The following is a 25,326-nucleotide window of genomic DNA, read 5'->3' on the forward strand; positions in this document are numbered from 1 at the left end:
TTCAAAAAAAACCAATAAAAAATCGAGGCGCCCCTATAAAATATAGGGACGACCTCGATCGCGTTACCACCCTAGTTATAAGAAATAAATACTTATAAAAGAAAAATTCCTTATCACTCGAATCTGTAACGTAGACTTACGTTCTTCCCTTCATTAGATAAACTAACTACGAAAAGAAAACTCCCGAAATGTAATTCATTTGATTGTGTAGACGAGTTTTCACCAACCACTCGCTCTCTGAACTACTACCAATCAAACTACTGCTTTTTCGTTCACTGTTTGTTCGATATTATAATGTAACCAAGTGGTATTTCTTCTTACCACGACGGATAATAATAAATTGCTCTTCAATTGCATCTTGTTTAGTTAACACTGTTGCAACGTCCTGTATACGGTCTCCATTTACATAAACCGCACCATTTTGTACATCTTCACGAGCTTGACGTTTTGATGGAGAAATTTTTGCTTCAACTAGTAAGTCTACTAATCCTTTTTCTGCTTCACTTAAATTAAATGAAGGTACATCTTTAAAACCTTGTTTAATCTCAGCAGCAGTTAATTCTTTTACAGATCCACTAAATAGTGCTTCTGTAATTTTAATTGCTTGATCAAGCGCTTCTTCACCGTGAACTAGTTTTGTTACTTCAGCAGCTAATGCTTTTTGAGCAACACGTTGTTCAGGAGCTTCATTAAATTGTTTCTCAAGCTCTAAAATTTCCTCTTTTGATAGGAAAGTAAAGTATTTCAAGTATTTAACTACATCACGGTCATCTGTATTAATCCAGAATTGGTAGAATTCGTATGGAGTTGTTTTTTCTGGATCTAACCAAACTGCTCCGCCTTCTGTTTTACCAAATTTAGAACCATCAGCTTTTGTTACTAAAGGTACTGTAAGTCCGAAAGCTTTTGAATCTTCTTCTGTCTTACGGATTAATTCCATACCGGCTGTAATATTACCCCATTGGTCACTACCACCAATTTGTAATTTACAGTTATGGTCTTGGTATAATTTTAAGAAATCATATGATTGTAAAATCATATAACTAAATTCAGTAAATGAAATACCTGCTTCTAATCGAGATGCAACTGAATCTTTAGCAAGCATGTAGTTTAATCCGAAGTTTTTACCGATGTCACGTAAGAATGTAATAACATCTAATTCGCCTGTCCAATCAAAGTTATTAACTACTTTAGCAGCATTTTCACCTTCGAAGTTTAAAAATGGTAATAATTGTGTACGAATTCGTTCACTGAACATTTTTACTGTTTCTGTAGTATTTAACGTACGTTCTGCCTTCTTACCACTTGGATCACCGATCATTCCAGTTGCTCCACCTACTAAACCAATTGGTTTATGTCCTGCAACTTGAAATCTCTTTAACATTAACACTGGTAATAAGTGACCAATGTGTAAGCTATCACCAGTTGGGTCAAAACCACAATATAATGAAACAGATTCTTCGCTTAATAATTTTTGTAGACCTTCTTCATCTGTCATTTGATTAATTAATCCACGAAATTCTAAATCTTGTAAGATGTTTTCCATTTTTAGCCCACCCCTTTTATGTTCTATACGTTGTTTAAACAAAATAAAAAGTCCCTACTGATAAACAGTAGGGACGAATAATTATAATCGCGGTACCACCCTAGTTGTAGCTAATAAAACAGCTACCTCTCATACAATTAACGGTTGTTAACCGTTCTAATCCTAATTTGCATTAAACAAATTTCGAAAAAGAATGCTCCAGGGTGTAATTCATGTCAATGTCTGTGCTAATTCTCACCAACCATTAGCTCTCTGATCCAATACCATTCACACTACTAAGCCTTTCAACGCTCACTATTAAAATGTTATGAAACATTTATATCACAAATAAAACGTTTAAGTCAAATAGATAATTAAATTTTTATTAATTTTATTTAAATTGTCATTCAATATTTGAATAAAAATGCTTTCTATCAAATAATATGGTTAAATATTAATACTAACATCTTTAAAAATACATATTTTGGAAATAAAGTGTTTTTTCTTGAAGAATAAAGGAATATGGATTGCTTTAATTATTGTAGTCGTTCTAATCTTTATGGGTGTCGGAAGCTATAATAGCTTTGTGACTCAGGAAGAAAATGTAACAAATAAAATGTCACAAGTTGATAACCAACTAAAACGTCATTCAGATTTAATACCAAACTTAGTAAATACAGTAAAAGGATATGCTACACAAGAGAAAGATGTGATTGCTTCAGTAACAGATGCACGCGCAAAATTAGCTGGTGCTCAAACGACTGCTGATAAAAGTAAAGCTGATGCAGAATTGTCTGGAGCATTAAGTCGTCTATTAGTACTTTTAGAAAACTATCCTGATTTAAAATCAAATCTTAATTTCCAAGCATTAATGGATAGCCTAGAAGGAACTGAAAATCGACTAGCTATTGCTCGTAAAGATTACAATGATGCAGTAACTGTTTACAACCAAAAAATCAAAAAATTCCCTGGTGTACTAGTAGCTGGACCTTTTGGATTCGAGAAGAAGGATTACTTTGAGGTATCTGAAAAAGATAAAGCCACACCTGAGGTTGACTTTAGTGGCGCAGGTAATAAATGAGAAAATTTCTCTCATCAATATTCCTAATAGGATTTCTTTTTTCATTTGCTACAGGAGCAAATGCTGAAATTAAAGTACCTTCTCAAGTAGGAGACATTTATGTACAAGATTATGCAAATGTTCTTAACAGAGAAGATACGCAAACTCTAATTCAATTAGGGAAAAATTGGAAGACACTACCTCTGCTCAACTTGCGGTATTAACAATCCCAAGTCTCGAAGGAAATGATATTAAAGAATATGCTAATACAGCATTTCGAAAATATGGTTTAGGTAATAAAGAGAAAAATAATGGTGTTCTTTTGTTATATGCTAAAAAAGACAGACAAATAAGAATCGAAGTAGGATATGGTTTAGAAGGAGTTGTAACAGATATTAGATCTGGTAAAATTCTAGACCAGAGTGCTATACCCTATTTGAAAAAAGGTGAAGAATCCCTTGCATTAACAAACACATATAAATCACTATATAATGTTATTTTAAATGGATCTGAACAAACTGGTCATTCTAAAACAAGTCATTTATGGGACACTTTAAAAGTATTCATCATCATTGATATGATGTTCTTTAATGGTGTACTTACTTATTTCATTTTGAATTTATTACCTGCATTATTAAACTCTTCGGGCGGCGGTGGGCCAAGAGGCGGTGGTGGCTCCGATCGTAAATTTTAAAACAACAAAAAACCATTGGATATTTTTCCAATGGTTTTCTTTTTTATTAATCTTCCATCGTTGATAAATCACCAGTTGGAAGGTCTAACTCCCATGCTTTTAATACTCTTCGCATAATTTTTCCGCTTCGAGTTTTTGGTAATTTATCACGGAATTCGATTTGTCTAGGTGCTGCATGAGCTGCTAGTCCTAGTTTTACAAAGTTACGGATTTCTTCCTTCAATTCATCTGAAGCAACATACCCATCTCTTAGCGCAACAAACGCTTTAATAATCTCACCTCTTACAGGATCTGGTATTCCAATTACACCAGCTTCTGCAATCGCAGGATGCTCGACAAGTTTACTCTCTACTTCAAATGGACCTACTCTCTCGCCTGAAGTCATAATTACATCATCTACTCGACCTTGGAACCAGAAATATCCATCCTCATCCATATATGCTGAATCACCTGAAACATACCACTCATCATTTAAGAAATATGATTGGAATTTTGCTTCATTATTCCAAATTGTGTTCATCATCGATGGCCAACCCTTTTTAATCGCTAGATTTCCCATCGTATATGGAGCAACTTCATTTCCGTTATTATCAACAATAGCTGCCTCGATTCCTGGGAATGGTTTACCCATTGAACCAGGGCGAATTGGCATACATGGATAGTTACAAATTAATGAAGCTCCAGTTTCGGTCATCCACCAATTATCATGGATTCGTAAATTAAATACCTTTGCTCCCCAACGAACTACCTCTGGATTTAAAGGCTCACCAACACTTAAAATATGTCGAAGTGAACTTAAATCATACTTCTTAATAACGTCTTCCCCTGAACCCATAAGCATACGGAATGCTGTTGGAGCACTATACCAAACCGTTACTCCGAATTCTTGAATTGTTTCGTACCAAGCATCTGGACTGAAACGACCTCCTAATATTACGTTAGAAGCACCATTTAACCAAGGTCCAAAAATACCGTAAGAAGTTCCAGTTACCCAACCTGGATCCGCTGTGCACCAGTAAACATCATCTTGTTGAAGATCTGTCACCCATTTACCAGTTTGATAGTGTTGGATCATCGCTTGTTGAACGTGAAGAACACCTTTTGGTTTTCCAGTTGACCCTGAAGTATAATGTAAAATTAAACCATCGTGGCGATTTAACCATGTAATCTCAAAATCTGATTTCGCCTCTTTATAACGAGCTTTAAAATCAACAAATTTACCGCCTTCCTCAACGTCATCGCCTAAAAGGAAGATTGTTTTTAACGCAGGTAGATCATTAACTGGGACACGTGATAATAATTCTGGCGTTGTTACTAATACCTTTGCCTCACTATCCTCTAAACGATCCTTAACAGCACCTTCCATAAATGCCTCGAATAAAGGTCCAACAATAGCACCTAATTTTAAAGCTCCTAAAAGCGCAAAATACAATTCTGGTTGACGAGGCATGAAAATAAATACTCGATCACCTTTTTCAACGTCACCGAATTGTTTTAAAACATTTGCAGCCTTATTTGAATTAATTTTCATTTCTTCATACGTATATTTTTCATTTCGCTTATCATCTTTGTAATACAACGCAACTTTATCTTTCCGATCAGAATTTGCATGACGATCGATAGCTTCAAATGCTACATTATACTTTTGTGTTGTATACCAAGAAAACTCTTTCTCTACATCTTCCCACTTAAAATTTTTATAAGTTTCCTCGTAGTTTTTTAAATTAAATTGTCCATTTTTTACAGGAAGCGCTTCCACCTTCATCTAAATCCCTCCTTGATATTCTCTACTATCATTATACAATGATAAGATTTAATTTTCAGTATTTTTAATAAATTAACCATTTATATGTATTAGACACCTACTGTTTTTTTTCCTGTATGTCTTTCCTGCATTTTTTAGTATGATTATTAAAAAGGTGTTTTCTAAAGGGAGTGAGTAATATTGGATCACCCAAAAAAATATTTTTCAAAAACAATCCAAACTGTACATGGTGAATTAATTATAGAGGGACCAGTCGAATCTGCCTTACTTGAAACATATCAATTTCATGAAAATTTAACATCTTTTAGACAACCAGTACAACAACATAAAGCAATTGTTGAAATTGCTAGTCTACCTGAAGCTAGAATTATTATTGCTAGACTTGAACAAACAATCGTAGGTTATGTAACTTATTTATATCCAGACCCACTTGAAAGATGGTCAAAAACAACTTTAGAAAATTTAATCGAGCTTGGAGCAATTGAAGTAATACCTGAATTTCGAGGTTTTTCAGTTGCTAAAAACATGTTAATTCTATCAATGCTAGATGATGCAATGGAAGACTATATCATTATCACAACAGAGTATTATTGGCATTGGGATTTAAAAGGTACTGGTTTAAATGTATGGGAATACCGAAAAATGATGGAAAAAATGATGAATGCCGGTGGACTCATCCAATTTGCAACTGATGATCCTGAAATCTGTTCGCATCCAGCAAACTGTTTAATGGTAAGAATGGGAAAACGAGTTACAACTGAAGAAATTCAAGCATTTGACGCACTACGCTTTTTACAAAGATATATGTACTAATTGAACTTTATTCTCGAAAGGTAGGATTCAAATAATGCTTATTCAAGATATTATGCGCAGTTCAAACATTACTTTAAAAAAAGAAAATACAATTGGCGATGCAGTAACAATTTTTCGAACAGGTGATGTTCGTCATATTCCAATCATTAATGAAGATGACCAAGTGGTTGGAATCATTTCTGATCGAGATGTACGCGATGCCCTACCTTCAACATTATTTCCACAAGCATTTTCATCTGTACTTGAGGTTCCTGTTGAAAAAATTATGACGACTAATGTCATAACTTGCAGTCCAATTGACTTTGTTGAAGAAGTAGCAACTTATTTCTATCAATATAAAATAGGCTGTTTACCAGTCGTATCTAGCGGAAAATTAATCGGACTTGTAACCGAAATTGATGTATTACACACTCTAGTAACTTTAACAGGAGCATATCAACCTAGCTCCCAAATAGAAATCTTAGTCCATGATCATCCAGGCATTTTAAGTGACGTTGTTAACGTTTTTTCAAAAGAAAACATAAATATTGTAAGTGTCCTTGTTTACCCTGCAAAAGAAGTGGATCATAAGGTTCTCGTATTTAGAATTCAAACGATGAATCCACTTACGATCATTCAAACATTAAAAACTGAAGGATATAAAATTCTTTGGCCAAATGAAGCGAGTGAATCATGATGAAAAAGGATGCATACTTAGTTTATAGTGAAGAATACCATGCCTATCAATTCAATGAAAAACATCCATTTAATCCGATTCGCTCTCAATTAGTTTATGAACTATTAAAATCTAGTAATCTATTAAATAATGATGATACTATTCCACCAAGATTAGCAACAGATGACGAGCTGCTCCTTTTTCATGATTTACAATTTATCAATCAAGTTAAAAAAGCAAGTCTCGAACCAGTTAGTGCAAATATTGCTGAACAATTCGGGCTTGGAACTGAAGATACACCCATTTTTAAAAATATGCACGAGGCCAGTTCTTTAATTGTTGGTGGCACATTAACAGCAGTAGATGCCGTTCTAGAGGGAAAATCCAATCATGCTTTTAATTTAGGTGGTGGACTACATCATGGTTTTAAACGAAAAGCCTCTGGTTTTTGTGTTTATAATGACTGTGCAATCGCCATAAAATATATTCAACAGAAATACGGTTTAAAGGTGTTATATGTAGATACGGACGCACACCATGGAGACGGAGTTCAGTGGGCATTTTATGATGACCCGACTGTTTGCACACTTTCAATACATGAAACTGGTAAATATCTATTTCCCGGTACAGGTGCGGTAACCGAAAGAGGACAAGGAAAAGGTTTCGGATACTCTTTTAACATTCCAATTGATGCATTCACCGAAGACGAATCATTTCTATTAAGCTATAAAAAAGCAATAAACGATATAGCTGACTACTTCAAACCAGATGTAATTCTCACCCAAAATGGCTCTGATTCGCATTGTTACGATCCATTAACTCATCTTTGTACGACAATGAAAACATTCGAGGAAATCCCAAAAATCGCACATGAAATCGCTCATAAATATTGCGATGGCAAATGGATTGCTGTTGCTGGCGGGGGATACGATTACTGGAGAGTAGTACCAAGAGCTTGGTCACAAGTATGGATAGCTATGACAAATCAACAACCAACTTCAAACCTAATACCGGATAACTGGCTAGGAAAATGGCAGAAAATTGCTAATGTTGAGTTACCTATAACCTGGACAGACAATCCATCAATCGTAAAGCCTATTCCAAGGAAAAAGGAAATAGAGGAATACAATGAGCAAGTCTTATACCGTGCACTTGAACCATTGCACGTTCAGCAAAAGAAGCCTTTTATTTAACTACTACGCGCCGCTTGAGAGGGTATCTCGACGGCGTTTTTTTATTTCGGATAGATTTTTGAGCATGAATTAGTAGAATTCAATTCAAATATGGTTCTTTTAAAGATAGAATCAGAACAAATTTGCTAGCTTATTACTAATAAGGATCTAATATCTGTTAATAAAGTTGTGAAATACGATTACCGGTATATGTATACTATTGCTTTATTTGCGATTTACAAAGTTTTAATTGCTGTTTTAATATATTTAATTGCAGTTCTTCGATTTTAATTGCAGTTTTGCTATTTTTAATTGCGGTTCTTGGATTTTATTTGCAGTTCTACTTTTATTTGCACTTATTTAAACTTTATTTGCGGGCCTCTTAGATTTATTTGCAGGTCAACGTTACTCCATCTTTCCTTCCCCCATAAGTTCCTCCTAAAAACAAAAAAGCCTAGAATCACTAAAATTCTAAGCTACTTTCATCATTTACTTTGTTGATTGTCTAATTTGAAGATGATGCGGAAGAATGACTGTATGATCTTCCACTGTCTCTTTATTCATATACTTCGTTAATAATCTCATTGCAACTGCACCAATATCATACATTGGTTGAGCAACAGATGATAATTTTGGACGCACCATTAATGCCAGCCTTGTATTATCAAATCCAAAAACTTCAAGGTTATTCGGTACTAATATTCCATGATCTTGGGCACTGTGGATTACACCAATCGCCATTTCATCAGATGCTACGAAAATTGCACTTGGGATAATATTACGCTCATGGAAAGCTTCAAAGGCTTCACTGCCTGATTCATACGTATTATCACCATAAGTTACTAAATCTTCATCAAATTCGATTCCATTTTCTTGTAAAGCACGCTTATATCCTTCTAACTTACTTAATCCGATAATATTCGTTTCAGTAGGACCGTTTACGAATGCTACTTTTTGGTGACCTTTTTTAATTAAATAATCTACTGCATCAAATGCCGCCTGAGTATAATCGATATTTACTGAAGGGATCTTATTAGCTTGATCATATGTAGTCGCTAATACGATTGGAACTCCAGCCTTTTCGTACTCTTCTTGATGAATATCGGTAATTGTTCCACCAATAAATAAAATTCCGTCAACTTGTTTTGCTAACATATTATTTATTAAAGTAATTTCTTTCTCAACATTCTCATCCGAGTTACTTAAGATAATATTGTATTTATACATTGTTGCAATATCTTCAATACCACGTGCTAGTTCTGCATAAAAAGTATTTGAAATGTCTGGAATAATTACACCAACTGTAGTTGTTTTTTTACTTGCTAGTCCTCTTGCTACTGCATTTGGTCTATATCCTAAACGGCTGATTGCTTCGTTTACTTTTTTTCGTGTAGTAGGTTTAACATTTGGATTACCATTAACTACTCGTGAAACTGTAGCCATAGAAACGTTTGCCTCGCGTGCTACATCATAAATCGTAACCGTCATTTTCATCACTCCTCTATTTTATTCTATCTATTATGTAGTTTGTTTTTTATTTAGGTAAAATAGTCATAAAACGCAATATTCCACAAAAAAGTGCTTCATTCTATCTTATAGTGAAACCAATATTCGTTCAATAGACCTATTAGAAAAAATTGTAAATTATTTGTAGTTTATCACTATATATTGCTAATTTAAAACAAACGTTCACAAATTATTCAAAAAGCGCCGACTGATTTTGTTCAGCCAGCGCTTTTATGTTGATTATCGATTTATGAAAGAATTAACTTCAGACATAAATTGATCAAATTGATCAAAATTCATTTGCTGAGATGAGTCACTTAAAGCAGTAGCAGGATCAGGATGAACCTCTGCCATGATACCATCAGCTCCAATTGCTAGGCCCGCTTTTGCTGCAGGAATTAGCAAGTCTCTTCTACCAGTCGAATGTGTAACATCAACTAATACTGGTAAATGTGTTTCTTGTTTTAAAATTGGAACAGCTGTTATATCTAAAGTATTTCTCGTAGCTTTTTCATAAGTTCTTATGCCACGTTCACATAAAATGATTTCTTGATTGCCTTCTGACATAATGTATTCAGCTGCATAAATGAATTCTTCGATTGTCGCTGATAAACCTCTTTTTAATAAGATTGGTTTATTTACAGAACCTGCTGCTTTTAGTAGTTCAAAATTCTGCATATTTCTTGCGCCGATTTGAATGATATCAACATAATCTAATGCCATTTCAATATGTTCTGGGCTTACTATTTCACTAATAATTGCCAGCCCATGATTTTGGCCAACCTCTTTTAAAATCTTTAAGCCCTCTTCACCTAGTCCTTGGAAGTCATAAGGCGAAGTACGTGGTTTAAATGCACCGCCACGCATAATTTTAATTCCTTGTTCCTTTAACACTTTCGCTACAGAATCAACTTGTTCATAGCTCTCTACTGCACATGGGCCTGCAATAATAATTGGGCTTCCATCACCAATATTAACACCATTTACATTTACGATCGTGTTTTCTGATTTTCTTTTTCTTGAAACAAGTAGAACTTTTTTATCGTCTTCTTCTTGAAGTTCTAAGCTACTTTTAAAAATTTCTTTAAAAATATGTTGGAGGGTAGCCGTACTAAAGGGACCTTCATTAATTTCGGCAATATGATCTAGCATCTTACGTTCCCTAACTGGGTCATAACGTTTAACGCCTTGATCAATTTTTGCTATCCCAATTTTTTTAGCGATTTCGCCTCTTTTATTTAATAACTCAAATATTTGATGATTAATCTCGTCTATTTCAATTCTAAGTTGCTCTAAATCATTTTTAGTCAATTTAAATCCTCCTTGCAAATACCAATATCTCATTTGTTATTATGACACTTTATTGAAAGCTAATCAAAACTTGAGCATTATTTTAAAAAAATGTTTTTTTAGTGAATATTTTGTATTCTCTATGGGAAAAGTTGCTGGACCAAATAAAAAAGAAGAGTTATTAAAATAACTCTTCTTTCTTATCTTAATTAATAGTAAGTCCTTCTTCTACTTCCACCACTCTGTCTAACCATTCAGTGATCAGCGAGTTAAATAGATCCTCTTGTTCTATTTGAAGATTATGGCCAGCTTTATCTAAAATTGCAAATGTTGCTCTTGGAAATTTTTCAAGAATAGCAAATGCGTCTTTAAATCCTACGACCGAGTCTTGTAATCCTAATAAAAATAAACTTGGTTCATTAAACTTAATTTTATCTATTTCAAATGAAAATCCGTAATTATTCCTTATTTTAGATAAAAAATCCTGATCGGCGATTGAACATCCGCTAACAATTTCATCTTTATAACGGACCCAAGTTTTCTTATCTAAAACAACATTGTTTGAACGAAAATCAGCTTCTTCAAGTTCATTTAATTGATTCAAAAAAGTTTTATCTTCTACTATTATCGTATGGCTTGGTAGCGACCTTTTTTCAAAATCGGGAATAATCAGCGGACAAATAAAAGCAACACCTTTTACTTTTTCAGGTCTATTAGCAATAATTCCTCGTGCTAAATATCCCCCATAAGATTCTCCGGCTAATAAAAATGATTGACCTGGTATGATCGTATCAATAAACTTTAAGACTATGTTCAGCATATCATCTGTCGTATTAATGTTAGTATCGCCCTTTGTTTTACCCATACCTGGAAGATCAAAGTAAATTCTTTTATAACCGTTTCGCATCGCAAAAATAGGTTCCATGCAAACTTGCATTAACCTAGAATCTGGGGTAAACCCATGAATCATAACAATTGGTTTTCCTTCACCCATTATTTCATAGTTTATATCAACATTATTTATAGAACAAAACGGCATTTAATTAACCTCCAATTTTCAAATCTATTTATTTTTATAAATTGAAGTGATATTCATATTATGAGGCAAAACAGCATGGACACCTTTAACATGGTTAACAATTTGAGTTATTCTCAAATCAACACAAACACTAGCTAAAGCAACTGCTTCTGTTTTTTCAAGATCGTATAGCTCTTGAATTAACTCGACCATGCCATTTAATGCAGTTTTAGTTGCTAGATTTAAGTCTTCATCAAAACCAAAAGTAAGCCACCCTACTGGTGTGTTAGCTCGTGGCATATTAATCTGCATATCCTCTCTTACTGTAAGAGTAAGATTCACTTTATCAAAAGGAGCTTCAATCGCTTGACCAGATACTTCCCCATCTCCTTGTGCAGCGTGTCCATCACCTGCAGAAAAAAGTGCTCCTTCAACGGCTATAGGTAAATACAAAGTACTACCTTCTACCAACTCTTTACAGTCAATATTTCCACCACAATATCTTGGCGGTATAGTTGAATGAACACCTGATTCATAAGGCGCTGTAGCTAGGACTCCTAAAAATGGGATTACTGGTACTGTAACATCCCTATCTCTAATTTTAGTCATCGCTGTATTATTTTTTTCATTGATTAGCCAGTTTAAAGTTACTTCTGGTTCTTCAGAAATACCTAATGCGTCATTTTGCCAATTCTTATTACCACCTGCACAATTCCAGCCGTACCAGCCAGCTTTTAATTCGTTTATTTTAATTTCAAGTGTCATCCCCGGTTTAGCACCTTCTACATAAATTGGACCAATCATAGGATGGCCCCATTCTTCTTCCTTTTCCCTTGACTGGAATCTAACTCTTTCTCCATTTTGATGCGAATAACCCCACCCGATATCAATCGTATCAAATTCAATTAAATCACCAGAACGAATCTTTTGAATAGGTTTATATTCGTTACTAAAAGATGCATGCAAATGCTGATTAGATGTTTTAAATTTATATGTCTCTTGCATATTTACTCCTTCTTTCACCGCTCAATTTTAATATGTAAAAATAATTTAACTATAATTAATTTCTGCACATAACTTGATTTCCCTTGTTTTAACCTTTAATTTTTATTACTTTTTTCCTATAAACACTAAGATCAGTTCCATCAATTTGAATTACATAAGACTTTCGGTGTATTGTATAGATGAGATTTCCAATTTAAGGAATTTCTAACTTTATTATATTGGAGGAGTAAAAATGGCAATTACATTTAAACAAATGGTTGCAGAAGCACGCGAAAATGTAGAAGGAATAAGTTCAGCAGATGCTCGTGAAAAAATTAATGCTAATCCTGAAACATTAGTAATTGATGTACAAGACGCAGCTGATGCAGGTGCATGTGGATTAATACCAAGCAGTCTGAATATCTCACTTGGAATGCTACCAATTCGTGCTGATTTAGAATTACCAGAACAGTTACGCGAGCCTAAATTAGCAGATCGAAATCGCCCAGTTCTTGTAACATGTGGTGCAGGTGGCCAAGCATCTTTAGGAGCATATTTACTTAAAAAAATGGGATTCACTGATGTTTCATATATCGATGGTGGTACTGCTGCATGGAAAGCCGCTGGATTTGACGTAGAATAAAAAAACTGCACCTTAGGTGCAGTTTTTTTATTTTTTTAGTAAAGCATTTTCAATTGAATCTTTCTTAATTGAAAAATGAGAAGTATTATAAACTGCTTCTCCATTTTCAAAAATAAATAATTGAGGAGATTCGTGTTTTATTGCCACTTTTTCAGCAATATAGTTAGATAATTCTCTGTCATCTTGAACTTGTAAAAAATACAATGGTACATTTTCATATGCAGATGCAAATGCTAAAAATTCAGTATAAGCTGCATGACTAATTGGGCATGTTGTACTATGCTTTAAAAACACAAATTTCTCTTCGTTGTTAATTAGTTCATCAAACTGTTGAATCGTTGATATTCGATTTACCATTTCTCTTTTTTCCCTCACGCTTCGTTTTGTACTTTTCCCATAAATCCATTGCTGTATTTCCCCAATTTACGAATTGGGACATTTTTTCAGTACTAACTTTTACAGTATTCGATACATTATTAGCAGTATCTCGTACTTTTTCATTCATTTCTGAGATTGTAACCCCGACTTCTTCGACTGATTTAGCTAATACATCAAGGGATTTTGCTCGTTCACGCATATCTTTCGTAAGTTCATTCGAATTATTCACAAAAATTTTAGCCTCATTTGCTAAATGATTCGAAGTATGTACTAATTGAACGGCTTCAACACAAACATTATGTAAATCCTTTTGTGTTTCAGCAATAGTAGACTCTACACCTCTAAATACCCTTTCTAGTCGGAATAAAGTACGACTAATAAATACAACTAAGATCACAAATGCAACAGCTGCGATTAATGCACTAATAGAAATTAAATCCATTCGAAAAAACCCCTTTCCTTCATAGCTTTCCACAAATTTAATCACTTATTTCGTATTATACTACAAATTTTACCAAACACTAAACTAGTCGTAAAACAAGTTTTCAAATTCTTTAGTAAAAAAAGATTACTTTAGTAAACAAAACCGACTAAATAGTTTACAATAGGTATATAGTTATAATTATTGGAGGGAATTTTCAATGAAAGATCCACGTATTTCAAAATTAGCTAAAAACTTAATCAATTACTCTGTAAAATTACAACCAGGAGAAAAAATCTTAATTGAAAACTTTAAGCTAGAAACAGAATTAGTTACAGCTTTAGTTAAAGAAGCATATGCTGCTGGTGGTTTTCCTTTCGTATCAATCAAAGATCATAAAGTAGATCGCGCATTATTAATGGGTGCTACTGAAGAACACTTTAATAAAGTAGCAGAATACGAAGCAAATGTAATGAAAGATATGGACGCATACATCGGTTTACGTTCAGGTGTTAATATTAATGAACTTTCTGATGTACCTAACGAAAAAACTAAAATCCATGGTAAAACTGTAGGTCAAAAAGTACATAGAGCAATTCGTGTTCCAAAAACGAAATGGGTAGTATTACGTTATCCAACTGATTCAATGGCTCAATCAGCAAAAATGAGTACAGAAGCATTTGAAGATTTCTATTTCAACGTATGTAATTTAGATTACGGTAAAATGGACAATGCAATGGATGCTCTAGTTGATTTAATGAACCGTACTGATAAAGTACAAATTAAAGGTCCTGGAACTGACCTTACTTTCTCAATTAAAGATATCCCAGCTATTAAATGTGCTGGTGAAATGAATATTCCTGATGGTGAAGTATTTACAGCACCAGTTCGTGATTCAGTAAATGGTACACTTTCTTATAACACACCATCTCCTAACAATGGTTTTACATTTGAAAATGTTCAACTTAAATTCAAAGATGGTAAAATTGTTGAAGCAACTGCTAACGATACTGAACGTATCAACAAAATCTTTGATACAGATGAAGGTGCACGCTTTATCGGTGAATTCGCAATTGGTGTAAATCCATACATCTTACACCCAATGGGAGACATCTTATTCGATGAAAAAATCGATGGAAGTTTCCACTTTACACCAGGTCAAGCTTATGATGAAGCTTACAACGGTAACAACTCAAATATCCACTGGGATATGGTTTGTATCCAACGTCCTGAATACGGTGGAGGAGAAATCTATTTCGATGACGTTTTAATCCGTAAAGATGGTCTTTTCGTAATCGAAGAATTAAAAGGATTAAACCCTGAAAACTTAAAATAATTTTTTAAAAAGAGAACACATATTTAGCTATGTGTTCTTTTTTGTATTGTTTGATATGATGCTGACAATATTTTACCAATGTTTTACTTAACGAAAACCGCTATACCATATTGAATGGCAGTATTATGACTGAAACTTAAAAAATGAGAAGGAATAATACTATTAAAAAAAATAAAAGACTGGGAGATTCCCAGTCTTCATAATTTATGCGGCTTTTTTACCGTTAGTCAGTCTCTCAACTAACATACTCACAGACAAATCACCTGTTGCATTTAACATTGTTGCAGGTGGATCAATTAGCGCACTAATTGCCGCAAGAATTGGTAAAGATTCTACCGGTAAACCAAACAGAGAAAGAATTAACATCTCCCCGATCATTCCACCATTCGGAATTGCTCCCATTACCATACCAACTAGTAATGCAATACCGATTGTTACAAGATAGATATTCATGCCTGAGAAATTCATTCCAAATACACCAAAGGCAAAAGCAATTTTTACTACGCCACCCATAACAGAGCCATCTTTGTGTAGTGCGCTAGCTATAGGAATGACACCTTCTCTTACATTTTTAGATACACCCATTTTTTCAGCATATTCAAAATTTGTTGGAATCGTTGCAGCACTACTACAAGTTCCTAGAGACGTAAATGTTGATGGCCATACATTTTTCCAATAAATTTTAAATCCATATCTACCACCGGCCATATAAGCAACAATACTATAAAAAATAAAATAGAATAGAATAGCAGTTACATAATATAAAATAAAAACTCTCTTATATGAACCTAGTAATTGTTCGCCATATGTTGGTACAAGATATGCAAAATAAGCTCCAAGTCCTAGAGGTGCAAGATACATAATATAGTTAACCATATTCATGATTACTACATTTCCACTAGATAATAATTTCTTTACGATGTCTGCTTTATCACCAGCTTTATTCGTTGCTAATCCAACTAATACAGCAAAAACGATGATTGCCAACATATTGCTTCTTGTAAACAAGCCAGAGAAGTCATTAACTGTAAATGTGTTTACAATTTGCTCCGCTACTGAAACTTTATCAGTTGCATCCGGTTTAACGATTGGGATATGAACACCATGTGCAGGTGGATAAACTTTCATAACAACAAGCATTATGATGGCTGCAATAATACCTGTAAATAAAAATACCCCTGACATATTTCGCATAATCTTACCGAATTTTTCTCCTCCACCATTTGCAAAGCTTGAGGCTACAGAGAAAAATACTAGCGGTACAACTACTGCGAATAATAAATTTAAAAATAAATCCCCTATTGGTTTAAGGGCAACTCCAACGCTTTCAAAGTTATAACCGATGACTGAACCAATGATGATACAACAAAGTAAAATCAAAGGGAAAGCGTAATTTCTAAATGAAAATTGCATAAGCTTCCTCCTAATATAATTGCTATTTGTAGTATACCGAAAATTTAATAGTTTGTACCCCAAATTTTTAATAAAACCTACATATTTCTACATAAACATACAAAAAAGAACACTTTGTATCATCTACAAGTGTTCTCTTTTCATTAAAATTAAGAAATACTTCCTATACCCTTGCTGGTATTCCTATCCTTTAATCCTACTTTTATATGATCTTTTTATCTTAAAACTTCATCAAAAGCAGCTGAAACTTTTTCAAACTCTTCTTCTGTTTCAATATCGTAAAACTCGCCGTCTTCTGCGACTCTTAAGAAGAAAACATCAATATCCTCTTCACTTTCTTTTTCTACTTCTTCTAGTAAACCTACAGCTATGTATTCATGACCTTCAATCGTAATTGAGCCTAGTACTTCGTAATCTTGCTCGTCTCCTTCATCATAGCTAAGTGTAAGAATTTCGCCTACTTCAATCTTTTCCATAAATCTTGACCTCACTTATTTCAAATTCATTTTGCACAAAGGAAAACCTTTATGTTCCTTTAGTGTAACAGAATGATGCAAAACGTTAAATTGTAAATACACTTAAAGCTTTTCTAAATCGTTCTACTTTTAAACCATCTTTTTCTGGAGAATCAATTTTAGTAAAAAAAATTGATTTTAAAAAATTTACATGAATATTCTTACTAACGCTGTAATAAGATTTAGAACAACCAATTCTTAAGTTTCTTTCAAGTTTATTAAGTTGGACAAGCTCAATGTCTTCAAATAGTAGATATTTTCTATATTTAGGGAGGATTACTGAATGTCAAAATTAATAACGGCTCAAGAACACAAAATAACTAGAAGAAAAACTGTCAATTTTAAATCTTTCTTTCAACGTTTTACTAAAAACCAATTAATTGATGAAACGCCATCACAAATTTTACATAATGAGTTAAGAAGCTTACAAAAACTTTTAGAGTTAAAAGAAATTAATTTTATTTATGCCGATCCTGAATACATTGATGTGGCAATTATGGAATTAGAAGCTATCCGTACAAAGTATAGTATTACTGTTAGACAATTGAAGGAAATACAATCTACTAGTACTAGTATTGTATGAAAAAAAGAGATAAATAGCTTATTAGCTATTTATCTCTTTTTCTATGTTTTCACCCTTAAACTGATTAAGAACTGACCTCATACTTAGTTTCGTATGTCTTAACTTTTTTAAACACATTGATGAAAATCGTTAAGCATGGAAGAAGCCATAAGAATATTGCATAAGGTAAATACTCATGTAATTTCATATTAATGACTGTACTACTCATGATCGCAAGTACATTCCATGGTATCATCGCTGGAAATAATAAAGTTGTATCCGCCATTAACCGAGCCAATTCCTCTTTGTTATATTTATTTGACCAATGTGCTAAAAAAGAGCGTCCTGTTAAAATAATAGGCATCGTTTGGTTACCTGCTATTACGCATATAACTGCTGTAGCACCAATTGTTTTCAAAGAATCGGATAGCATTGAAGTTGAGGTTTGAAGCCATTTATCTAGCATAGGTTGAATGATATTAAGCTCCTCCAATAACGCATTATAAATTCCTGCTACAGCAATAAACAATAACAAGCTATACATATGACTTAGCCCTCCACCAAGTCCATTAATTCCGTGCCAAAAAGAATTCACAATTTTACTAAAAGAAATTCCATTAAATAAAGCTAATAAACTACCAGACAAAATACTAATGACATACGAATAAATAATATTGATTCTAAATAAAACAAGTACAACTAATAAGATCGGTGGAATAAATTGAATGAACGTAATGTCATTATTACTCACGATTTCATGATGTGTCTGAGTAATTCCTTGCGCAAATTGTAAATCCATTACGCTAAAAAATAAGATTGTTATGATTACAGCAGTAATTGATGTTAAGAGCATCGCTTTACCTTGTTTTTTGACAGTTGTTTCAAGAATGTTAGCTAAAAGTTGATGTGCGCTTGAAAAAGGTGACGTGCGATCACCGACAAATGCGCCAGAAATAACAGCTCCAGCCGATATTTCCACAGGTATATGCAGTAATATAGCACTACTAATAAGAGGAACTCCTAAAGCACTTAATGTTCCAATCGACGAGCCCAAAATCATTGAAAAAATCATCGTCGTTAAAAAACAAAAGACAAAAAAGTGATGTGGATTGATCGCCTGTAAAGTAATCGAAACCATCGATGTGATCGTTCCTGATAGATACCAAGATGGAAGTAAAAAGCTAATTAAAAATAAGATAAAGAGTACAATTTTAACTTTTCCCATTCCTTGGTAGCTTAACTTCATAATATTTCTAACTTCATATCCTCTTTTTAAACTTAATACGATTAAAAAAATTAATCCTGGTAAAATTCCAAATACGAGAGAGATATGTAATATGACGGAACTAATAATTCCAGTCAAAGTTACTAATATTAGGAAACTTGCCTGTTTAACTGAATATTGATCCATCAAATGCCCTTCTTTCAAGCAGATTTATTACACTCAAATTGATTAAATGTCATTCATAATTATATAAGGTTTCAAGTAATAATACACATATATTTAAATTAAAAAGCACTACTTCAATTTAAGAAGTAATGCTACTTATTGTTCTTAAATAATTGATAGCCACTTCTTTAGTCATTTTAATTACATTTCCTTTAGTGGAATATCTATTAATTTTAAGTAATTACCCGTTTCTGTCGATTTAAAAATTCTAATGAATTCTACATTAATTGTTTCAGTAGGAGTTAGTTCTTGTTTAGCTTTTATTGCCATATCGTTTAACTCTAAATTTGTTAAGCCAAAATGCGTTTGACCAAGAGTTAAATGTGGGATATATTCATCAAGTTCGAAATAAGCTCTAATTTATTCCTTTGAAGGTGAAATGGTTTCAACTAATATTTCATGCAATTTAATTATATCATCTGACTCAACGCTTAAATATAAAATATCTTCACCAAAAAATTTTGGATTCCTAATATTAACTTCAAAAGATAAAAAGCTTTCACATATCTTTTTTACCTTTTCTAACCATTCCATATCAGGGGTAAGCCCCCCTTGAGCTTTCACAGTAATATGTGGTTCGACGCATTCAACTAGTCTATTATTCTCCCATTGGTGTTGGAATTTTACTATTTTTTCTTTAAATCATCTGGTGGTACTATCCCGATAAAGTATTGCATTTAAATCCTCCTTTAAGAGAATTATTTCTTAAAATAGGTCAATACAACTTATACATATCCTTTAACTAAAATGTAAATCCGTTCCATATTGTACTAATTGTAGTTTTCGCGCGACGGCTTGTGATGCATAATTATCCCAAGAAGTACTATACAAAGCAGTTCGTCCTTGGCCTTGAATGTCCGCGGCCCATGCATTTGAAACGATTAAACCATACTCTTTTCCACGAAAATCCTCGAGTGTATATACGCTCGCTTCAGCAGCTTCGACTGATTGTCTGGCACTACAGCAGATCGACACAGCTATGTCATTTTCAATAATTGCATAACATGGATTTTTCCATTCTAGCTCCTCATATGTATAAGGAAAGTTTGGTAATAAATATTGTTTATTTGCCTGGGTAATTTTGATTGCTTTCGATGATGTTTTGCCAACTGTTTGAAATACATATGCCGGACCCATCCATAAACTGTCTATCTGATGATTTTTACTCAAAATCTGCATGATATTTACTAACGGTATACTAGAGTTTGTATCTAAGGCTTTCTCTAATTCAATTAGTTCCTCTTTTTTAAGACAATCTAAAAACCTTTTTACATATCCAATTTTGGTGCTTCCTATATAAAACCTTGGTGCTTTTGTATATGGTGGTTCATTTATTTGTGTTATTTTTCCAACTTCATTGTGTTTAAATAATACGTTAATATGCATTTCCATAAGTTCTAGCTCTGATTTCAAAAGACTTCCCCCCTAACATAAAAACTAGTTATTTTTCAAACTTTTTACTCTATCTTTTAATTTTTACAAATGTTCCTTTTTCGGACTTTTCAATTGCGGCCTTATTCATTTTAGTAATATTATCTGATAAAAGTGATGATTGTTGGACAGTTTTACCGTCTAATGATACAGAAACATCGATAATCCTTCTTTTAGCTTTTCTATGAATATCATAATCCTGATCATTTTCTTCGAGCTCAACTTTTGCATATAAACTGTTTATTAATTCTAGTATTTCTTTATCATTGCTTTCTTGAATTAATTTCATTAACTGCATATCATCCAGTAATAAATCGTTTAACTTAATAATTTCTTTTTGTAATGCAAGATTAATAATCTTTGCAAGTGAATCGTAAGAATAGATGCTGATTGGACCTAAAAAATAATCAATAGCAAGTTTATAATAAATAACTGTAAACCACTCCGCCATTTCAATAGAGTTTACACAGATTTCTCCATCTACAATAACTAATGAATTTAAAAACGCTTCAATTTCTTTTTTAGGTGTTCCAAAATATGTATGCATATCTCTTAATGTATAATCTATTCGGTCTGCACATAGCTTCGGAAGCTCTTTTTCAAGTATTTCCCATTTATCTATATCAAAAATTTCTTTAATATCAATATGATATTTTTCAAGTATTGAAGGGATCTCCGAATCTATAATTACTTTTTCAAAGATTGTTTCATGATAATTTTCTTCGCTATTATCAAAAACATAATCAATAACATGAGAAAATGCTGTGTGAGAAACATCATGTAATAAACCCGCTATTTGTTCCTCAAGAGAGCCCCCTAACTTTTTTATTAACAACATAACACCAATAGAATGGTCATATCGAGTTCCATTAAAGTGGTGATCCACTAAAAAGGTAGCACCAGCTTGATGAATTTTTTTTAACCGTTGAATTGGTTTTGTATCGATTAATTCAACAAGAACTTGATCAATATTGTATTGTCCATATAGTCTATCGCTCAAAATCATACTGTACTCCTTTTAAATATTAAATTTGAAATTCCATCTCCTTAACATAAACAGCGTTCCCAGTAATTTCTATGTCATAAGTCGAAATTACTTTTTTTACATTTACTTTTACACGTCCGTCTTTTTGAATTTCAGTACCTTGCTCAACAACTAATTCAATTGCATCATTAACATCTTTATTAATATATTTAGCATAATAAGCTCCCATTATCCCAGAGGCAGTACCTGTAACCGGATCTTCAATCGTTCCCGAAAACGCAGAAGAAAAATGACGTGCATGAAAATCAGCATTTGAATCATATGTTTCTAAGCAAAACGGATGAACCGACGCTTTTGGAATTTCATTCAAAATACTAGGAAAAAGTAGATTATTAGGTTTCATCTTTTCAAATGAAGATAATTTTTTTATTGGTAAAAGTAAATTCCAGGCACCTGTACTCCCATAAAGAGTTGGTAGACTTATATCGATTTCTTCTACAGTAAGACCAATTGAGGACGCTACATCATCAATTGAACCTTTAAACTCTACAAATTCTGGTTGTTTTTGTTTCATCGTTATATAGATCTCATTATTCGAATTATGAATCTTGATTGGCAAAATACCAGCCTTTGTTTCAATTGTTAACTCACTTTTAAACTCAATTACCCCTCTAGTAACCAAAGCATATATTACTGCCATTGTCCCGTGACCACATAAATCCATTTCATGCCCCGGTGTAAAATAACGAATTTTATAATCAGCAACCTTCGAATTTAATAGAAATGAAGTTTCATTAAATCCCACTTGTTTCGCAATATCCTGCATTTCATAATCAGTCAAAGAATCACAATCTAAAACGACACCAGCTGGATTTCCTTTATTGGGCACTTTACTAAAAGCATCGTAATGGTATACAGTAATACTTTTCATTTTCCCACCTCATTTAGTTTTTAGGTAAATCTATTCTCTAATATTAATTTAAAAATAATATTAATTTAAAAATAATATTAATTTAAAAATAATATTAATTTTATGAGATTGCTAGAGTAGTGCTTATATTCAATTATTTTATAATATACATTATTAAATTGATAAATTAAACCGTTTACATTTTTCTAATATTTTTATTTTGAAAGTTTGATAAAATAGTAATAATCATTAAAATTTTGGAGGAAAATATGTCATTATTCATAACAGCTTTCGGAGTAAAACTTATACTATGCTTAGCATTTACCTTAATCTGCTTCTTAATTGCATGGCCAATTGGATTATATTTTCGATACAAGGATGCGCAGAAAATGAAAGAAGTATTGCGTGACCAACCAATTAATCGCCGCAATTACTGGCTTAAACAATTCTTAAAATTAAGTATATCAATTATAGTTTTATATTTTATATCTTTTTTAATTGCACTTTATTTTGATATGCCATTTTCATCTACTGCACCGTTTGTCGGTCTATTTGCTCTATTACTCATGCTTTATATTAAATTTGCCCCACGTACAACTGGTGAAGCAACACCTGATATTGATGGATGGCATACAACATCTGTAATCATCGATCCTGATGAATATTTCACTTCAACAGGAGCAACTATTATTTTTGGATCTTTTATCTTTACAGCCTTTGAATTTATAAGCGTTCTATATTAATTTCCTTAGCAATTATTTTATATTTTTCCTTAATAAAGCATTAATGATCAAACTGATTATTAATGCTTTATTTTATTATTTTTTTCATTTACATGGTTAGTTGTCGAAAATAAAAATGATTAAGAGTGAAGGGATTCTCAGGAAAAAAGTTAAATATATTCAATTATCAAAGCTTAGGAGGAGACCAAATGTCAAATTGGAAGACTGCATTATTTGAGTTACAAAAAACGGATATGTCTTTTTCAACATTTAATGAAGTAAGAGCTGAGAACTTAGACTTTAATAATGTAAGCTTGGCGAACTCGAAATTTAAAAATGCAAACATGAGAAATCTCGAATTGAATGATGTGAATTTATTTGGAGCTCGAATTTCAGATGTTAATTTATCTAATACTAAAATAACAAATGGTAATTTAAGAGACTTAGTAATTGATCATGTTCATTTAACTGGTACATGCTTCCGCAATATTGTCATTCCGGAGGATCTAAATCAAAACGATCACTCTAATTCTATTAAATTTGAGAAATGCAATTTAACAACTAGTCAGTTCACAGACTGTGATTTAAGTCATGTCGAAATTAATAATTGCAATTTATCAGGATTGAAAATTAATGGCATTTTAGTTGAGGATTTGTTAAAGAGTTATAGAGAGAGAAAGTAATTTCTACATAAAAAGATCCAAAACGTGTTATGAGTAAGGTAGTTTCGTCTTTTTGTATTTTTGCTTACCCATGAACCACTCATGAGTAACCTTTTTTCTTCTTTTTGCTGTTTTACTTACTCATGAACTACTCATGAGTAACCTTTTTAATTCTTTTTGCTGTTTTACTTACTCATGAACCACTCATGAGTAACCTTTTTAATTCTTTTTGCTGTTTTACTTACTCATGGACCACTCATGAGTAACCTTTTTAATTCTTTTTGCTGTTTTACTTACTCATGAACCACTTATGAGTAACCTTTTTAATTCTTTTTGCTGTTTTACTTACTCATGAACCACTTATGAGTAACCTTTTTTCTTCTTTTTGCTGTTTTACTTACTCATGAACCACTCATGAGTAACCTATATTCTTGTGCTTACTTTTATACTTACCCATGAGCCTTTTATGAGTAAGGATTTTAATATTTTTGCTTTTTTCACCGATGTGATCTTTCAACCCGCAATAAAAAAAGAATCTTTAATCAGATTCTTTTTTCGTGTCTATTTTGTTAGCTCGCGTTGTTCTTAATGGTCGTCCAGTACAATATTTCTGTTTCCATTCCCTGTTAACTGTGCTTCGAACGCGTCAATTATATGCAAAAATCGATCTGCTTCTCTAAATACATGGTCTGCTAGCAGTGGGTGAATGATACTTTTAATTCTACAAGCTTCTATTAGGTCGCGTGCTGTTTTCTTAAAATCTCTAAGTGATTTTACCGATACACGGTTTTCATCAAGGAATTGGTCAAGTATAGGAACTGTTTCCGATTGTGGTCTCATTGATTCTAAATCTACGGCTTGGTATAAAAGCTGATCAAAATCATGACTAAATTCCCTAGCTTGATCTACTAATTTTCTTTCCGACGGATCTAATAGATGTCCAATAAATTTTGCATGGTCTGCCATAATTCTTAAAAAGAAAACATTTTCTTGGATAATTGCAGCAGGTAGCGGTTGAAGTTGACCATTATTTAGTTCAGTCAAGCGATTTGCAAAATAAGCAGCTTCCCTACTTGTATGGTCAACTAATAAAGGAAAGTTATTGCCCGTTATTTTACAAGTTAGGAGTAAATTAAGAATTTTACGCTTATAAGCCCAAATCATAGAAGCTGCTTGATGAACCTCATTATTAAACTGTTTAATTTGCTGAGGATCCGTTTGAAGCGAAAATGATTGGGCCTTATTTCCAATTCCTTCAAAGAGCTGATAAAAGTGATCTGCTTCTTGAATTAATTCAGTATCATCACAATTAAATCCTAATTTAAGAAATAGAGAATGCTCTTTCATAATCCTAGACCAAAAAAGAATTTCATCTAAAGAACGTGCTATAAATGCATCCGACAATCGGACCCCTCC

Annotated in this window: 27 protein-coding genes and 2 other annotated features; of the genes, 10 read left to right on the forward strand and 17 right to left on the reverse strand. The window is 32.8% G+C overall.

Going from position 1 to position 25,326, the window contains the following annotated elements; genetic code table 11:
- Positions 1-41 precede the first annotated feature (41 nt).
- Positions 42-285: a binding site (T-box leader), on the reverse strand.
- A gap of 4 nt (positions 286-289) precedes the next feature.
- Positions 290-1,546 (reverse strand): tyrosine--tRNA ligase, encoded by a 1,257-nt coding sequence (gene tyrS, locus AB1282_RS01335; protein WP_056473501.1) that lies wholly within the window; start codon positions 1,544-1,546, stop codon positions 290-292.
- 66 nt (positions 1,547-1,612) lie between these two features.
- Positions 1,613-1,843 (reverse strand) — a binding site (T-box leader).
- A gap of 187 nt (positions 1,844-2,030) precedes the next feature.
- Here tyrS and AB1282_RS01340 point away from each other — a divergent pair.
- Positions 2,031-2,606 (forward strand): LemA family protein, encoded by a 576-nt coding sequence (locus AB1282_RS01340; protein WP_429898285.1) that lies wholly within the window; start codon positions 2,031-2,033, stop codon positions 2,604-2,606.
- Positions 2,607-2,772: 166 nt separating this feature from the next.
- Positions 2,773-3,279, forward strand: a complete 507-nt coding sequence (locus tag AB1282_RS01345) for a TPM domain-containing protein (RefSeq protein ID WP_429898286.1) — start codon at positions 2,773-2,775, stop codon at positions 3,277-3,279.
- A gap of 46 nt (positions 3,280-3,325) precedes the next feature.
- Here the strand turns inward: AB1282_RS01345 and acsA are convergent, their stop codons facing one another.
- Complete coding sequence (gene acsA, locus AB1282_RS01350; RefSeq protein WP_056473495.1) at positions 3,326-5,044, reverse strand: acetate--CoA ligase; 1,719 nt, start codon at positions 5,042-5,044, stop codon at positions 3,326-3,328.
- A gap of 180 nt (positions 5,045-5,224) precedes the next feature.
- On the opposite strand from acsA, the gene AB1282_RS01355 reads away from it, so the two are divergent.
- Genes AB1282_RS01355 through AB1282_RS01365 form a run of 3 tightly spaced genes read left to right on the forward strand, consistent with a single transcriptional unit; the run spans position 5,225 to position 7,705 of the window.
- The gene (locus tag AB1282_RS01355) at positions 5,225-5,857 is read left to right on the forward strand and encodes a GNAT family N-acetyltransferase (RefSeq protein ID WP_056473493.1); all 633 of its coding nucleotides are present in this window, start codon (positions 5,225-5,227) and stop codon (positions 5,855-5,857) included.
- Between the two features lie 34 nt (positions 5,858-5,891).
- Entirely contained in the window at positions 5,892-6,533 is a 642-nt protein-coding gene (locus tag AB1282_RS01360; protein ID WP_056473491.1) for an acetoin utilization AcuB family protein, read from the forward strand.
- A complete protein-coding gene (locus tag AB1282_RS01365) occupies positions 6,533-7,705 on the forward strand; it encodes an acetoin utilization protein AcuC (protein ID WP_429901037.1) in 1,173 nt (390 codons plus the stop codon). Before AB1282_RS01360 ends, AB1282_RS01365 begins: the two co-directional genes overlap by 1 nt.
- A gap of 468 nt (positions 7,706-8,173) precedes the next feature.
- Here the strand turns inward: AB1282_RS01365 and ccpA are convergent, their stop codons facing one another.
- The 4 genes from ccpA to AB1282_RS01385 form a co-directional block, all read right to left on the reverse strand.
- The gene (ccpA, locus tag AB1282_RS01370; protein WP_056473487.1) at positions 8,174-9,172 is read right to left on the reverse strand and encodes a catabolite control protein A; all 999 of its coding nucleotides are present in this window, start codon (positions 9,170-9,172) and stop codon (positions 8,174-8,176) included.
- 258 nt (positions 9,173-9,430) lie between these two features.
- Positions 9,431-10,501 (reverse strand): bifunctional 3-deoxy-7-phosphoheptulonate synthase/chorismate mutase, encoded by a 1,071-nt coding sequence (locus AB1282_RS01375; protein WP_056473486.1) that lies wholly within the window; start codon positions 10,499-10,501, stop codon positions 9,431-9,433.
- Between the two features lie 184 nt (positions 10,502-10,685).
- A complete protein-coding gene (locus AB1282_RS01380; protein ID WP_056473484.1) occupies positions 10,686-11,519 on the reverse strand; it encodes an alpha/beta fold hydrolase in 834 nt (277 codons plus the stop codon).
- Between the two features lie 24 nt (positions 11,520-11,543).
- Complete coding sequence (locus AB1282_RS01385; RefSeq protein ID WP_056473482.1) at positions 11,544-12,503, reverse strand: acetamidase/formamidase family protein; 960 nt, start codon at positions 12,501-12,503, stop codon at positions 11,544-11,546.
- A gap of 232 nt (positions 12,504-12,735) precedes the next feature.
- Here AB1282_RS01385 and AB1282_RS01390 point away from each other — a divergent pair, with 232 nt between their 5' ends.
- A complete protein-coding gene (locus AB1282_RS01390) occupies positions 12,736-13,125 on the forward strand; it encodes a rhodanese-like domain-containing protein (RefSeq protein WP_429898287.1) in 390 nt (129 codons plus the stop codon).
- Positions 13,126-13,152: 27 nt separating this feature from the next.
- Here AB1282_RS01390 and ytxJ read toward each other — a convergent pair whose 3' ends face one another.
- Both ytxJ and AB1282_RS01400 read right to left on the reverse strand, forming a co-directional pair.
- On the reverse strand, positions 13,153-13,482 hold the full coding sequence (gene ytxJ / locus AB1282_RS01395) for a bacillithiol system redox-active protein YtxJ (RefSeq protein ID WP_056473479.1): 330 nt from the start codon (positions 13,480-13,482) through the stop codon (positions 13,153-13,155).
- Positions 13,448-13,945 carry a DUF948 domain-containing protein gene (locus AB1282_RS01400; RefSeq protein ID WP_056473476.1) on the reverse strand — a complete coding sequence of 166 codons (498 nt, stop codon included), beginning with the start codon at positions 13,943-13,945 and terminating at the stop codon, positions 13,448-13,450. Before AB1282_RS01400 ends, ytxJ begins: the two co-directional genes overlap by 35 nt.
- 199 nt (positions 13,946-14,144) lie before the next feature.
- On the opposite strand from AB1282_RS01400, the gene AB1282_RS01405 reads away from it, so the two are divergent.
- Positions 14,145-15,260: an aminopeptidase gene (locus AB1282_RS01405; RefSeq protein ID WP_056473474.1), complete on the forward strand. Its 1,116-nt coding sequence runs from the start codon at positions 14,145-14,147 to the stop codon at positions 15,258-15,260.
- 204 nt (positions 15,261-15,464) lie between these two features.
- Here the strand turns inward: AB1282_RS01405 and AB1282_RS01410 are convergent, their stop codons facing one another.
- Together AB1282_RS01410 and AB1282_RS01415 are read right to left on the reverse strand one after the other, a co-directional pair.
- Entirely contained in the window at positions 15,465-16,673 is a 1,209-nt protein-coding gene (locus tag AB1282_RS01410; protein WP_056473472.1) for a dicarboxylate/amino acid:cation symporter, read from the reverse strand.
- A gap of 215 nt (positions 16,674-16,888) precedes the next feature.
- Positions 16,889-17,149 (reverse strand): DUF1292 domain-containing protein, encoded by a 261-nt coding sequence (locus tag AB1282_RS01415; protein ID WP_056473469.1) that lies wholly within the window; start codon positions 17,147-17,149, stop codon positions 16,889-16,891.
- A 322-nt stretch (positions 17,150-17,471) separates the two neighbouring features.
- Here AB1282_RS01415 and AB1282_RS01420 point away from each other — a divergent pair, with 322 nt between their 5' ends.
- Positions 17,472-17,771, forward strand: a complete 300-nt coding sequence (locus AB1282_RS01420) for a hypothetical protein (RefSeq protein ID WP_429898288.1) — start codon at positions 17,472-17,474, stop codon at positions 17,769-17,771.
- Between the two features lie 64 nt (positions 17,772-17,835).
- On the opposite strand, the gene AB1282_RS01425 is transcribed toward AB1282_RS01420, so the two are convergent.
- The 6 genes from AB1282_RS01425 to AB1282_RS01450 all read right to left on the reverse strand — a co-directional run bounded on the left by AB1282_RS01425 (position 17,836) and on the right by AB1282_RS01450 (position 22,547).
- On the reverse strand, positions 17,836-19,161 hold the full coding sequence (locus AB1282_RS01425; RefSeq protein WP_429898289.1) for a Na+/H+ antiporter NhaC family protein: 1,326 nt from the start codon (positions 19,159-19,161) through the stop codon (positions 17,836-17,838).
- 180 nt (positions 19,162-19,341) lie between these two features.
- Positions 19,342-19,470, reverse strand: coding sequence for a hypothetical protein (locus AB1282_RS01430; protein ID WP_286131731.1), 129 nt, complete (start codon positions 19,468-19,470; stop codon positions 19,342-19,344).
- A 90-nt stretch (positions 19,471-19,560) separates the two neighbouring features.
- The gene (locus AB1282_RS01435) at positions 19,561-19,764 is read right to left on the reverse strand and encodes a hypothetical protein (RefSeq protein WP_286131730.1); all 204 of its coding nucleotides are present in this window, start codon (positions 19,762-19,764) and stop codon (positions 19,561-19,563) included.
- 174 nt (positions 19,765-19,938) lie between these two features.
- Positions 19,939-20,613: a GNAT family N-acetyltransferase gene (locus AB1282_RS01440; protein WP_429898290.1), complete on the reverse strand. Its 675-nt coding sequence runs from the start codon at positions 20,611-20,613 to the stop codon at positions 19,939-19,941.
- A gap of 49 nt (positions 20,614-20,662) precedes the next feature.
- The gene (locus AB1282_RS01445) at positions 20,663-21,637 is read right to left on the reverse strand and encodes an HD domain-containing protein (RefSeq protein WP_056473464.1); all 975 of its coding nucleotides are present in this window, start codon (positions 21,635-21,637) and stop codon (positions 20,663-20,665) included.
- Positions 21,638-21,656: 19 nt separating this feature from the next.
- A complete protein-coding gene (locus tag AB1282_RS01450) occupies positions 21,657-22,547 on the reverse strand; it encodes a PhzF family phenazine biosynthesis protein (RefSeq protein WP_056473462.1) in 891 nt (296 codons plus the stop codon).
- A gap of 248 nt (positions 22,548-22,795) precedes the next feature.
- Here AB1282_RS01450 and AB1282_RS01455 point away from each other — a divergent pair, with 248 nt between their 5' ends.
- Positions 22,796-23,269, forward strand: a complete 474-nt coding sequence (locus AB1282_RS01455) for a hypothetical protein (RefSeq protein WP_390309709.1) — start codon at positions 22,796-22,798, stop codon at positions 23,267-23,269.
- 188 nt (positions 23,270-23,457) lie between these two features.
- Positions 23,458-23,931: a pentapeptide repeat-containing protein gene (locus tag AB1282_RS01460; RefSeq protein WP_056473458.1), complete on the forward strand. Its 474-nt coding sequence runs from the start codon at positions 23,458-23,460 to the stop codon at positions 23,929-23,931.
- Between the two features lie 564 nt (positions 23,932-24,495).
- Here the strand turns inward: AB1282_RS01460 and AB1282_RS01465 are convergent.
- On the reverse strand, positions 24,496-25,314 hold the full coding sequence (locus AB1282_RS01465; protein ID WP_286131729.1) for a DUF2935 domain-containing protein: 819 nt from the start codon (positions 25,312-25,314) through the stop codon (positions 24,496-24,498).
- Positions 25,315-25,326 lie beyond the last annotated feature (12 nt).

Source organism: Gottfriedia sp. S16(2024), assembly GCF_050473765.1.
Taxonomy (GTDB): Bacteria; Bacillota; Bacilli; order Bacillales; family Bacillaceae_G; genus Gottfriedia.